The organism is Streptomyces sp. CB02261 (assembly GCF_001905665.1).
Taxonomy (GTDB): domain Bacteria; phylum Actinomycetota; class Actinomycetes; order Streptomycetales; family Streptomycetaceae; genus Streptomyces.
In genome coordinates, this window is the sequence record NZ_LIVX01000005.1 from 456,769 (window position 1) to 469,328 (window position 12,560).

Annotated in this window: 9 protein-coding genes and 2 pseudogenes; 4 read left to right on the plus strand and 7 right to left on the minus strand. The window is 68.6% G+C overall.

The genetic code is table 11. From position 1 onward, the window contains the following. Positions 1-220 precede the first annotated feature (220 nt). From AMK29_RS36440 to AMK29_RS37660, 4 genes and pseudogenes are all read right to left on the minus strand, one after another. On the minus strand, positions 221-358 hold the full coding sequence (locus tag AMK29_RS36440; protein WP_158071330.1) for a hypothetical protein: 138 nt from the start codon (positions 356-358) through the stop codon (positions 221-223). A 118-nt stretch (positions 359-476) separates the two neighbouring features. Beyond that, positions 477-1,148: a helix-turn-helix transcriptional regulator gene (locus tag AMK29_RS19550; RefSeq protein WP_073814533.1), complete on the minus strand. Its 672-nt coding sequence runs from the start codon at positions 1,146-1,148 to the stop codon at positions 477-479. Between the two features lie 24 nt (positions 1,149-1,172). Further along, the gene (locus AMK29_RS19555; protein ID WP_073814534.1) at positions 1,173-2,330 is read right to left on the minus strand and encodes a threonine synthase; all 1,158 of its coding nucleotides are present in this window, start codon (positions 2,328-2,330) and stop codon (positions 1,173-1,175) included. A 1,917-nt stretch (positions 2,331-4,247) separates the two neighbouring features. Beyond that, positions 4,248-4,358, minus strand: a pseudogene (locus tag AMK29_RS37660) (phosphate acyltransferase); the annotation flags it as partial. Positions 4,359-4,467: 109 nt separating this feature from the next. On the opposite strand from AMK29_RS37660, the pseudogene AMK29_RS35725 reads away from it, so the two are divergent. Both AMK29_RS35725 and AMK29_RS19565 read left to right on the plus strand, forming a co-directional pair. Next, positions 4,468-4,671: pseudogene (locus tag AMK29_RS35725) on the plus strand (transposase family protein); the annotation flags it as partial. A 43-nt stretch (positions 4,672-4,714) separates the two neighbouring features. Then, positions 4,715-5,098 carry a hypothetical protein gene (locus AMK29_RS19565; protein ID WP_073814537.1) on the plus strand — a complete coding sequence of 128 codons (384 nt, stop codon included), beginning with the start codon at positions 4,715-4,717 and terminating at the stop codon, positions 5,096-5,098. A 633-nt stretch (positions 5,099-5,731) separates the two neighbouring features. Here AMK29_RS19565 and AMK29_RS19570 read toward each other — a convergent pair. Together AMK29_RS19570 and AMK29_RS19575 are read right to left on the minus strand one after the other, a co-directional pair. Further along, the gene (locus AMK29_RS19570) at positions 5,732-8,293 is read right to left on the minus strand and encodes an NACHT domain-containing protein (protein ID WP_073814538.1); all 2,562 of its coding nucleotides are present in this window, start codon (positions 8,291-8,293) and stop codon (positions 5,732-5,734) included. 184 nt (positions 8,294-8,477) lie between these two features. Then, positions 8,478-8,885, minus strand: coding sequence for a hypothetical protein (locus AMK29_RS19575; protein WP_073814539.1), 408 nt, complete (start codon positions 8,883-8,885; stop codon positions 8,478-8,480). Positions 8,886-9,433: 548 nt separating this feature from the next. Here AMK29_RS19575 and AMK29_RS19580 point away from each other — a divergent pair. After that, on the plus strand, positions 9,434-10,483 hold the full coding sequence (locus tag AMK29_RS19580) for a fatty acid desaturase family protein (protein ID WP_073814541.1): 1,050 nt from the start codon (positions 9,434-9,436) through the stop codon (positions 10,481-10,483). 990 nt (positions 10,484-11,473) lie between these two features. After that, a complete protein-coding gene (locus tag AMK29_RS19585; RefSeq protein WP_241845513.1) occupies positions 11,474-11,758 on the plus strand; it encodes a hypothetical protein in 285 nt (94 codons plus the stop codon). 228 nt (positions 11,759-11,986) lie between these two features. Here AMK29_RS19585 and AMK29_RS19590 read toward each other — a convergent pair whose 3' ends face one another. Beyond that, a complete protein-coding gene (locus AMK29_RS19590; RefSeq protein ID WP_079196978.1) occupies positions 11,987-12,313 on the minus strand; it encodes an SCO4225 family membrane protein in 327 nt (108 codons plus the stop codon). Positions 12,314-12,560 lie beyond the last annotated feature (247 nt).

Here is a 12,560-nt window from a genome sequence, read left to right on the forward strand (position 1 = left end):
TCGGCGGTGACGCGCGGAAGCCGTCGGCTCCCCGATACGTCCTGCCGGTACCGGCGCCCTGGACCGCTGCTCCGGGCCAACTGCCCGGACCGCCGCCCCGCGTCACCGTGAGCCGTCCGTACAGAAGCCCGCCCGGCTTCTGTCCACCCGACGACGGAGCCCGACAGGATGGCAGGATGGTGCCCTCAGTTAGATACCGGAGGGCGCCCATCCTGTGGTGCTAGCGGCGGATGTTGACCCTGATGCCGCCGCCGGTGGAGGCGGCATCGATGGTGGCGGCCGGTCCGGTGGCTCGGGAGTGGCCGGTCAAGGTGAGGAGGACGACGGCGACCAGTGCGGTGATGCCGACGGTCACCATGGCTGTCACCGCGCGGTGGGACGGAAGCGTGGATGAGGGCCAGGTTCGGGCGCGGGGCAGTTCGCCGGCTGTGGGCGGCCGGGTATCCCGCAGGCTGTCTGGCTGATACTTGGAGCGGCTACTTCGTGTAGTTGTAGACGGTCGCCCGGGAGACGCCGAGCCGGTCGGCGATGAGCTGTGCGGAACTGCGGGTCTCGAAGAACCCCTTGCGATGCAGATGCCGGACCAGTTCACGCTTCTGGTCGCGGTTGAGGCTGCGGGGGGTGCTGGAGCGCTTGGCGGCGAAGGAGTCGATGACCGAACGGAGTTCGCGTCCTGTACGGTCGCGTAGCGTCTCCAGAGACTCACCCCGGTGTTCGACGTCCGTGGCGACGAGGTTGGCCAGGGTCAGGGCCAGTGGGGACAGCGTGCTGACGTCCAGGTTCAGGCAGAGGGCCGCGACATAGCGTCCTTCGGCGTTCTTGATGCCGATCGAGGTGCTCTTGGCCGGGCGCCCGTCGGGGAACCGGTTGCTGTAGTTCTGGATGACGCTGGGGTAGTCGGGATCCGCGATGCGGCGCAGCCCCAGCTCGGTTGCGGAGTCGCCGACCTGCCGCCCGGACAGGTTGTTCTCGATGGCGCGGATGGCGCTGTCGGGCCGGCGCAGGTCATGGAGGACGACTTCGCACAGACCGGGGAACATGCGCCCGATGGCGACGGCGATGCGCTCGGCTTCCCGTACGAGGTGCTCGTCCTCGTCCTCCTGGACAAGATGTTCGTCGGTGGGGTCGTTGTCGGCGGGGTGTGTCATCGCGCCTCCCTTTCCTGGTGCGGCTCAGTCGACGGGCTCGGCGAACACCGAGGCCATCTTCTCGGCGGACTTCAGCCCCGCACCGGTGAGCACGACCACGGTTGTCTCATCCGGAGTGATTTCCCCGGTCGCCATGAAGTGGTCGAGGGCCGCCGCGGCGACGCTGCTGGTCGGCTCGGCGTACAGGCCTCGCGCGCTCAGTGCGCGGACCGCGGCGTGGATCTGCGCCTCCGGGACGGCGTACGCGGCGCCGTCGGAGCGGCGGATGGCATCCACCGCCTCAGGCAGCCGGACCGGGGCGGCGATGGACGCGCCCTCGGCGATCGTCGGCACCCGCTCGCCGCGGCGGCCCGGCTCGACACCGTTGAACGTGTCGGCGATGGTCGCCCAGTGCTCCGGCTGCCCGACGAACAAGCGCGGACGCCTGTCGATCTGTCCGGCGGCGAGCAGTTCACCGAAGGCGAGGTCGCAGCCGATGACGTTGCTCCCGGCGCCGGCCACGAGGACGACGTTGTCGGGCGCGGTGAATCCGAGGGACTCCCACATCTCGTAGGCGATGGTCTTGGTGCCCTGGATGAACATGGGGTGCCAGTTGTGGCTGGCGTAGGGGATGCGCTCCGACTGGCGGATCGCCTCGTCCGAGACCTCGTCGCGGGTGCCGCCCACGAGCTCGACCTCGGCTCCATAGGCGCGGGCCTGGAGGATCTTGGCCGCTGAGGTGGCGGCGGGGACGATGATCTTGGCGCGGATGCCGGCAGCTGCGGCGTAGGCGGCGACTGCGGCACCGCCGTTGCCCGAACTGTCCTCAAGCACGCGGTCGGCGCCGAGTGCCGCGAGGTGGGACATCATCACCGATACGCCCCGGTCCTTGAAGCTGGAGGTCGGGTTGAACCACTCAAGCTTGAAGTGCACGCGCTGGCCGGCCCAGTCGAGCGGGACCATGGGCGTGCACCCTTCGCCCAGGCTGACCCGGCGGGCGGCCGGGACGGGCAGGGCCGCGTGGTAGCGCCACAGGGACCGCTCGGCGGTGTCGATCTGCTCGGGGCGCAGGCCCGGCAGTGCACTCACGGCGAGGGGGCTGCCGTCCTTGCCCCGCCAGCAAGGGGCGTCAAGGGGGTAGCGCTTTCCGGACCGGTCGTACAGGTCGGGGGCGGTATCGGCTGGGTGCTGTTCGGTGTGCATGGGCGGTTCCGGCTTCCCCTCGCTCGACGTGCCGTCGCTGCGTCTTCCGACCCGGCAGGCACCCTGCCATCCCCATCCTAGATGAACTTTCCAGGTATACACAGAAAGTCTAAAGACTCGTGGGTAGCGCATCCCGGTTCTCGGCGGGTTCCCGGACGCACACGGACCGGACCGGCGGCCCCATCCCGCCAGCAGCGCCAGCCCTGCTCACGGCTGACATGACCTCCGCGCCCGTGCACCGGTACAGCGCCTGTTGCGTCCGTGGGGAGGCAACTCACACCTCGTTCTGATACGCGTCATAACGTCTTGTTCGTGTCCTGGTGTCGTTGTTGCGTCGGTTGTTCGCCGGGGGTTCGCAGGGTCGTAAGAGCTCCGGCCTCGGTATCGATGAGGCAGGGGGCTGGGTGGGGTCGATCTGATCGGCAGCGGCGACGCGTAAGGCCGGCCCTTCCCTGCGGCCGAGGGGGTAGAGCCCGTCGCCGGGGCGGCGACAAGGCCGCCGGTGACGATGGTGGGGGCGAGGGTTGCGGCGGCGAGTCCGCAGCCGGAGGTCCGGTAGCCGGTGAGAGTGCACTGACGGCCGTATCTGCAGTCGGAGGGGAGTCACGTCGCCGCCGAATGACCGGTCGTCACGAGCGTCTGCACGAACGTCATTCAGTTAGGCATGCTAGGGATGGCGACGGGTTGTACGAGACTGAGGTCCTTTCAACCTCAGGGGCGGGCAGAAGCACGCGGGTGTCGCCCCCGCTTGATCATGGTCGGCCCGCAGGGACCTCGAGTACGGAATCCAGCCGTCGCAGCAGGACGGCCAACAGGTCCACTTCCCTCTCCGCCGTACGCACCAGCAGGAAGCTCGTCTCGGGGCCCGTGCCACCACATGGGGGTCGAGGACCCCGTGCGCGGCACTCATGTCCGGCTTCGCCGCCTCACCGACCGCAGCGGAGCCTCCGCATGCGGCGCCTGCTCTCGAGGGTGGCCGTGCTCTGTTTGAGATCTCTCGGTATCGGCACAGCGGACTGAGAGACAGCGGGAGTCTGCGTGTTGCCGCACGGCAGCGTGAGTTCTCGGGAGGGACCACACGGCCATGTGTGTGAGAGATCGTGGCGATAACCACCGCCCGACGGTTCGAACCTTCGGCAGAGCCGCAGTTACTGTGGCGCACGGTCGGGCGCGGTTGGGCTGTGAGCGCGGGCCGTCACGCCGGCGGCGCCTCCATGAAGACCGCGCCCCTCTCGATCGCGTCCGCCGCCGAGGCCATAGATCGCCGTGCATGCGGACGCGGCGCTACTGAAAGTCGTGGGATGTCTTGTGATGACGGCAGTAGGGGCGGGTGCAGATGAGTGACGGGGGAACAGATTCTTCTTCTTTGAAGGATGGGCAAGGGCATCTGAAGCAGTGAAAGCTGCTGCCTGGATCGTAGTTTGCGTCACGCAGACGTGCGGTGGCAGCCTCGCGTACCGAGAGGGTGTGCTCCTCCAGTTCGGCGAAGTCGGATTCATTCTGTGTGAATGCATCGCGCTGAGCTCCAGTGAGGTGGGGCGGGTCAGGGTCGGTAGGCGTATGCGGAACCGTCCCAGCCGTGTGTGGCGGAGTGAACTCAGCGTTGTGTTCGACAGCGGCCTGATCGGCTTCATCTATGCTGTCGAACAGCTGCATGACGGCATGCCCTTCCTCCGGGCAGTGCACATCCCACTTACTTTCGGACATGAAGGAAGTACCTCCGTGCGGAGAAATCCCGGGCTCTTGGGTTGAGCGGAAGCGGGGAAACTGTCCGGGACTGAAAGGTTGATCACGCAAACGGCTGGCCGGCAACCGGCATAGCCGTAAGCCCTGGTCCGCGCTGCTCGTAGTTCCATTGTCTGACTGGCGCGATGGGCCCACCACTGGACGTTTGGCATTCCCGTTTAACCCACTGCGCGGGACCTGGGACCGGATCGCCGTGATGGCGACCGTGTTGACGATGTCGCTGACGAGCGCGCCGCGCGAGAGGCCGCTCCCCGGCTTGCGCAGGCCCTGGAGCACTGCGCCTTCCAACCTCTTGGTCTTGAAGGCGTGTTGGACGGATTTGCGGAACGACGAAGCTCCCGGCAGGCACGGGTTCTCGACCAAACCCGTCTTCGATTGATCTGTCCGGCCGCTGCGGTGCCTGACCGGACGACTCGTTGTATGGCAAAGGGAGATCGGGACCCGATGACGGCGTCTGACCGCCGGTCGTCAGGCGCTCCTCGCCTTGGCCCACCTGTGGGGTGGTGAAAAGCGCGCCCAGCTCGCCGCGGGTTTCGGTATCGGCACCGCGGCCATATACCGCTACACATTCGAAGCCACCGACGTATTGGCCGCCGGGCCTTGACCCGCGGCAAGGGGGGAGGACGTACGGTTCGCCCATGCCCTCCAACAGTTCCGCTCCAGTCCACAGCGCCCCGTCTGGCATCCCCTCCGCCCTGCCCGCCTCCGTCAAGCGGGTGATCGCGGGGTTGTCCCTGTGGTGGCTGGCCTCGCCCGTCGCCTTCACTCTTTCCACCGTCGTCGGCCTCAGCTCGCGCGATCGCGATCCGTTCTGGGAGCTTGTCTCCGTCGTGCTGCTGTGGTCGGGCCTCGCCGGCGTGGTGGTCGCCCCCGCCGTCGGGCTCCTGATCGCCTTCCGCTTACGGCAACGGCCGGCGCGTCGGCGCTTCACGATCATGGGTGCGTTATCCCTCGCCGTGTGCACCCTAGCTCTGCTCTTCTGGGAGTTCGCCATGGAATGCGCACCCGGCCACGCCTGCTGACATGAGCCCTTTCCGCGCAGGCTGTACTGACCGAGGAGGGTTGGACAGTGCTGTGCAACGAAGCTCCTGGTAGACGGGTTCTCGACCAAGATCACCGGCCAGTCGACGCTGACTTTCAGAGCCGCAACAGGCTGCATCGGGTCGTCGAGGAGTCCTCCGGCGACGCGCAGCGCGTCGGCGAGGAGCGCGCGAGGGGTGACGGCCCGTTCACCGCCGTCCCCGGTTAGACGGGCCGTAGGCCCCGATCAGGCTCCGCGGAAGCGGCTGCGGCGAACTCGGCGTAGTCCATGCTGCCGAGCGTCAGCTTCGCATGCCCCGCGTGTATCGCGCGGGGCATCACGTCACGCGACACCGGTCCGCAGCACCTACATCGCACCAGCCGGTGCACTCGGTTGGGAGCGTGTAACCGCCCGTAGGTGGCGATGGCGCCGTTCGGGAGCGGGCGGCAGCAGCCGAGGCACCCGCTCCCAGGTCGTCAGGAAGAAGATCAGCACGCACCCGAGACACTATGACGACCAAGGGACGACCAAGCTCGACGAGCACAGGACCTGCAGCTCGCCCCCTTCTGGGACGATCAATGAGCCCTGCTCGTCCAAGCCAACCGAAGCCTCCCCACGTGCGGGTCGAACGACTTCACCGTCGGCCCGTCATCTCCCCGCCGGAGGCCTGCCGCCATCGTTCGCCCGCGAAGCGTTGGAGCGCGTCATCCAATTCCGGGCTGATCGTCGCGTCGTCGGGGTCTCCGGTAGGGCAGTCGAGTGGCCACAGAGCCACCCAGCCGGTGCTGTTGACCCGGATCTGTGGCCCCGGGGTGGCCTCGGCGGTGAACCGCAGGTGAAGCATCACGGTGCCGTCGTCATTCTTGCCGAGCGGCGGTTCGAAGAGGCGCGGTGCGATGTCCGCGACCTCCCGCCATTCGATGCGGAGCGTTCGCTTACCCGAGGCGAACTCGATCCCTCCCTCGTCCAGGCTTAATTCGGCGCGCCGCCAGGTGAGGGGCGGAACCAACAGGTCGACGGCAGGGGGAAGCGCCACGAAGAAGCCCACGGTCTGCCATGCGCCAGGATCCTGCCAGCCGTCCTGGTAGGTGATGATGGCGATCCACACCAGCGCGATCGTCCACATCCCCACGTACAGGGCTGGCTGACCTCTGGTGCTCCGCAGCCCGACGTAGCCGGGGAGACGTACGGACTGTTCAGTTCTGCTCGCTGTGGGTAGTGGGCGGACCGGCCAGGGCGCGCGGGTGGGGGCACGCCGCTGACGCGCCGGCGCGCCGCCGCGCTGATGTGCCGCGAGGCCCGCCTGGATCTGGGCGTGCCGGAACTGGTAGACGCCGCCGACCTGCCGCAGCAGGCCCACCCGACGCGCGTCCTCGAGGAACGCCATGGTCGACCACGGCAACTTGCCCAGGACCGCGAGAGTCACCTTCGCGAGCAGCCACTGCGTCCAGGGGCTGAGCGCCACGATCACCGCGGCCGCCCCTGTGGTTCCGGAGATCCAGCTGCCCAACAGCACGGTGCGGTCGGGGACCTGGACGATGCTGAGGGTGCCGATGGCTCCGATCACCGGTGCGACACCGAGGACCATGAGCACGGTACTGGCCCGCTCGCCGCTGAGCAGTGCCCGCGGTCCGACGGCCTGCGCGGTGTCGGCGGGCGCGCCGACGACCATCATGAGCAGCGGCGGGACAATGAAGCCCAGCGCCATGAACGGCTCGTCCTGTTGCAGGAGCAAGACGATGGGTGCCAGAAACATAAGAAGCCAGAACAGGCCTGGGATGCGTGAGCGGTGCTTGCCGAACGCGGCGAGCCGACGAGGCATAGCCCCCTTCAACACGTGCGAGAGCAGGAGGAGTATGCCTCCCATCATCCCGAACATCGTGGCGGCCCAGGCTCCCACGGCTACCTGGAAGGCTTGAAACGCATCACCTCGTGTGATCCAGTCCTGGAACCACGAGGAACCCACCATCAGCAGCGCGTAGCCGGCCAGCAGCGCCGGTGCCTTGAGTAGCGTGGGCGCCTTCGCTCGGTGGAGCTCCCACCAGGCGAACTCCTTGGTCTTTGCCACGGTGAGATGGGCGGCCAGGAAGCCAAGGGCACGCTGCGCCTGCGCGTGCCCCCACTCGCGTACCGGATGAGGCTGGTGGGGCGAGGCCGGTCCGGAGGGGAAGACCGCTGGAACGATCGAGTCGAGCAGGTGCCGTTCGATGGCCACGACGTCGGGAAAGCGGGTCTCGTCGGCGAGCTCGCCGGGCTCGGCGTCCGCGCGGGCATACACCGTGCGGGCCAGCCAGAGCATGAGGGGGGACGAGAGGGCCCTGGCCGCCGCGGATTCGGGGTGGTGGGTGATGTGGTCCAGGAGCTCCTGCCAGCGCCGGGTGCGCTGGGGGTGCGAAGAGCCGCGCAGGTACGCGGCCGCCGCGGCCCCTTCCACCGGCTGCGCCTTGATCACGGCCGCCGCCTGCAACACGGCCTCCTCTGCGACGAGTTCGGCGTACTCCGTCGTGCGGGAGGTGAGAATGAGCGGCGCGCTGCCGGCGCCCGTCCTGTTGAGCCCGGCCAGTGCCGCGGACCGAAGCGGACGCGGTAATTCGTCCAGGCCGTCAAGAACCGGAAGTATCCGCCGGTCGCGTACCAGTTCGCGGATTCGGGCGCGGTCGAGATCCTTGCTCAGGCCGGCGTACTCCTCATGGATGCGGCGCGCGAGCCAGGTGTCGAAGTGTTCCTTGCTCGCGTCCCAGGAGGAAACCAGCAGCGGTACGGGAACGGGCCTCGTCACATCGTGCAGGCTCAGCAACTGCAGCGCGAGCAGGATTGCCAGGGACGTCTTGCCCGTGCCGGGACCACCGATGATCACCAGACGCTGGGCGGGCAGAGCCTGGAAGGCGGCGGCTAGTTCGGCGAGGCCGGCAGTGCTGCCGGCCACGTCCGCCCCGATGTGCTCACGGTGATCGGCGACCGTCCAGTCGGCCCGCCAGCCCACCGCGAGCCTGGCGCTTCCGGCCAGGCCGAGGGCCCCCGCCTCATCCCGCCACTGGGCGAGTACCACGCGCGCCACCTCGGCGGCGGCGCGGTCCTCCGACGTCTGCGGCAACGGCAGATGCAGGTGGACGGCACTGAAGTCCCGACCCTGGATCACGTACGTCGCATTGCCCGAGAACACGTTGTGCACGTCGCCCTGCGCCTGCTCCGACATGCCCGCTCACTCGGTCCTGGTCCGCGGTCTGTAGGAAAGCTCCATCGTGTACACCCCCGCCTCGCCCGACGCCGCGCTCCTGCCGTTCCGACACCGGGCGGCCCGCCTCCGGACGTGCGGACGCACGGAGGCGTACTGATGACTGCACGTCAGAGCGCCCCATCACGGCAGAACCGGCTCCGCGTCATGGCTGGTTGAATGTGATGGGGCTGTGGAAATCCCGCCCCATGATCACAGTGCCCTGCCTGCCGCCTGTGACGCGATTGTCGACATCACCCGCACCGGTTCGCGCCGCGGCGTCTTCCGCGGTACTCCGCCAGGCCGCGAGAGCGTCGCGGAACGCCTCGTCGTACGTGGCCCGCAACGCCAGCACGCGGGCGAGCGCTCGCGCCCGCTCCGTGCTCTCGGCCTGCTCGCCCAGGGCCACGAGCTCTTCCTCCCCTGACGGGAGCTCCTCGGGTGCGCCGGTCATCCTGTCCGCTGCGGTGCGGCGCCGCACGAGGTCGCGCAGCGACATCCATGCCTGCTGCCCTGCCGCACCCGCCGTACCACTGGCCAGCGCCGTGAGGAGCTCGGCCGTGATCACTTCCATGGATCCTCCGTTTCCCCGTCGTCCCGCCCAAACTCCCACGCCCCTAGTCGAGTTGGCGCCAGTGGAGGGGGCGTTACCCGAACGGTACCTGCCCGCATCGCCCCGCGCCCGAACCTCCGTGCCGGGATCCCGGGCAGGGCCGGCAGTGCATTCCGGCCCCGCCGTCACGCCTGTTCACCAACCCAGGTCTCCGCTCGTCCGCTACCCCTCGGAATAACCGCCACTGTGAACAGGAGCCTGACCGAGACCTCGGCTTACTCGGAATGCCCCTCGGAATGCCCGCCACGTACCGGAATCACAGAACCGGCGCCACGGACCTCGGTCAGGACTGGTCTGAGACACGCCGTGTCCTCTCGACGTCGTCGACGACCGGCATGTGTCGACGAGCGGGACCCGGGTCGGCATGGTGAGCGCAGACACACCCTGGCGCACGTGCAATCCGGAATTCCGGGTAGGGGCAGTACTGGGAGTTCACGTGCCGAGTGAAGCCCGGACAGGGCATGCGCAATGCCGTGCCGCCTGACGATCACGGAAAGCGATTACTGATCATGAACTCCTCACAGACGGTGCGTCCCCCTCCCGAGCGGGCGAGGCCGGCCAGCGACTTCGCCCGGCTCTCCCGGAAGATCCAGGAGGCCGGCCTGATGGACCGGCGCCCCGGCTACTACGCCTTGCGCATCACGCTCGTGACGGCCCTGTACGCCGCCGGATGGACGGCCTTCGTCCTGATTGGTGACACGTGGTGGACGTTGCTGACAGCCGTTTTCCTCGCCTTCGTGTTCGGACAGGTGGCACTGCTCGCGCACGACCTCGCCCACCGACAGGTCTTCCGGCTGCGCAAGGCCAGCGAGGTGTCCGGGCGCATCGCCGGAAACCTCGGCATCGGCATGGGATACGGCTGGTGGCAGGACAAGCACACCCGCCACCACGCCAACCCCAACCACGAGGATCTCGACCCTGATCTCGACCCGGACATCCTCGTCTGGACGCAGGACCAGGCCCGTGCGGCCAGGGGACTGCCGCGGCTCCTCGGCCGCTCGCAGGCGTTCCTGTTCTTCCCCCTGCTCACGCTGGAGGGGTTCAACCTGCACGTGTCCGCGGTGCGGTCGCTGTTCGACCGCTCGCTCAAGCACCGCATGTGGGAGGGGGCTCTGCTCGCCACGCATGTCGCGGCCTACCTCGGCGCGCTGTTCCTGGTGCTGCCGCCAGGCAAGGCGGTCGTGTTCCTCCTCGTCCACCAATGCCTCTTCGGGGTCTACCTCGGCTCGATCTTCGCTCCGAACCACAAGGGCATGCCGATCCTGCGAGGCGCCGACCGCCCCGACTTCCTGAGGCGCCAGGTCCTGACCTCCCGCAACGTGCGCGGAGGCCGGTTCACCGACATCGTCCTCGGCGGTCTCAACTACCAGATCGAGCACCATCTCTTCCCGAGCATGCCCAGCCCGCATCTGCGCAGGGCCCAGACCATCGTCCGCAGGTACTGCCAGGAGATCGGGGTCAGCTACCTGGAGACCACCCTGGCCGACTCGTACCGCCAGACCCTCGCCAGCCTCCACGCCGCGGGAGCCCCCTTGAGAATGCCGCGCACCGCCGCCTGACGCCACGCCCGGCAGCCGGCACGTGCACGGTCCGTCGGTACTCGGAACACCGGCCCGCCTCATCGCGCTCGTCACCGAGCCCGAGGCGCCCGGTCCCAGGCGTGAGCCAGCACGGAGAGCACTTGTGGGCCAGCCGCGTCGTCGCCGTCCTGCGGCACCAGGGCCGCGACAGCTGCTCGGCCGCCATCGCGCAGGACGTGCGGCGCAGCCGAAATCATCGCGATGAGTGCGCCGGACAACGAGCTGCGACGCGGAAACCGCGCCTGGAATCCTGCCGAACCGGCGAGTACAAGCCCCGCTCCTGGGGCATCGAGTCGGGACCGCTCCACAGCAGAACGGTCCAGCTCTTTGTGGGATTCATCTGTTCATACAACTTTACGGGTAAGGCGAGCCCGCCTGTTCCTCTCTGGAGGTCATCATGGCGACCGCTCATCGCGCGCCCATCGAAGGGCATCCGGACCTGGTGGAGCTGCGGGCCCGATGCACGTCCGCGCCGTAGCGACTCCGCGAGCCCAGATGATCGAGGCCCTGGCCCTGATCACCAAGCACCCCATCGACCCTCGACGAGGCCCGCAGGCAGCTGACCTGGGCCCGGTGGGCGGTCTCAGCGGGTCGCGTCGGCGGCGGTGTCACACAGCCCGGCAGCGTCGAATCCCGCAGGGAGAGCCGGCTCGACTTGCACCGACTGCTCCTGATCTGCTCACTGTCCGCCCCGGCCCCGGTCCCGCCCCCGGCCCCGGTGGCGGTGACGGCTCCGGTGGCGGTGACGGCCCGGGGCGTGGCATCGCGCTGCTCATGGGGGCCGGAACGGGTCCGGGGCTGTCGTAGGCAGAGCTGTGGGACGGGACTCGGCCAGGTGGGCGCCTCGCCTGGCAGGAGCCGCCGTGCACGCTGAGCCTGATTCCACTGGCCGTGGCCGCAGGGACGTCCATGTTGTGTACTCCAGCCGCGGCTGCCCATACCCCCATCCCCCGCGCGAGGAGAGCCATCATGCCCAGAGCCGCTATGACCAAGGTGACCCAGCCCGTCACGGACGACAGCATCAAGGTGCGTCAGCTCAGCCACTACCAGTTCAGCTGGGTCGCCGGTGAGCCCGCCGCCCGGGGCACCCTCACCCTGCAGCTCGTACTCGATGAAGGTGCCTGGGAGGAGGTGCTGACCGTCGACGCCGACGACGCCGACGTGCTCCAGGGCCTCCTGCGCAGCACACCGACCGTGCACTATGACGTCGGTCGCCGGACCCTGATGTTCGGTGTCACGGCCGTCGGCACCTGAACGGGCCATACCTGCCCGTTACGAAGAGGCTCGCTGGCCGCCAGTGGCCAGGGGCGCCCGCAGCGTCGGACAGCCCCACGTTTCGGCCACAGTCACTGGAGAACGACGGCGGGGCGGGCACCAGGATGGCTGCCTGGTAGGACTCGGCGGTCTTGTCATCGGGGGTGGCCAGGCGGCGTCACTGCTTCATTTCCGGGGGGTCGAGCAGCGCGCGTCGGGGGAGGGTTTTCACGTGGTGGTGCGCACCTGCCGGCCCGGGTTTGCCCGGAGCCCTCGGTATGCCAGGCCGAGGAGGAAGGAGTGGAGCAGCGCGGAGAGGGCCAGCGCCGCGAGGAAGTAACCGGTCGCCAGGGCCGAGTCACCGTCCGCGAAGTCGGGGAGGAGCAGGAGCATGCTGGTGGGTGCAGTGATCAGGAGGACCCAGACGGCTGCGAAGCCGGGGTCGGCGGCTGCTGAGGCGAACACCAGCGGAAGGGCCGCCGCGACGACGAGGCCGAGGTAGACCAGCGAGGCGGGGTTGGCGAACGTGAGCCGGATGATCGTGCGGGGAAGCAAAAACCGGCCCCGGCCCAGCAGGCTTCACCCTGACAAGCCCTACCTGGAACGGCGATTCGCGGAGGGATGCACCGGCGCCACCCAGCTGCAGGGCGAGCTGGTCGCCGAGCAAGATTCCGCCACCTACGGCATGGTCCGCGCCCACGTCGCCACCGTGCGCGGAGCTCCGTCCGCCGCACCGCCACGGCCGCCGACGGTCGGCAGTGCCCCCCCAGGATCCTCACCAATGTCGGGTCAGTCCACTCGA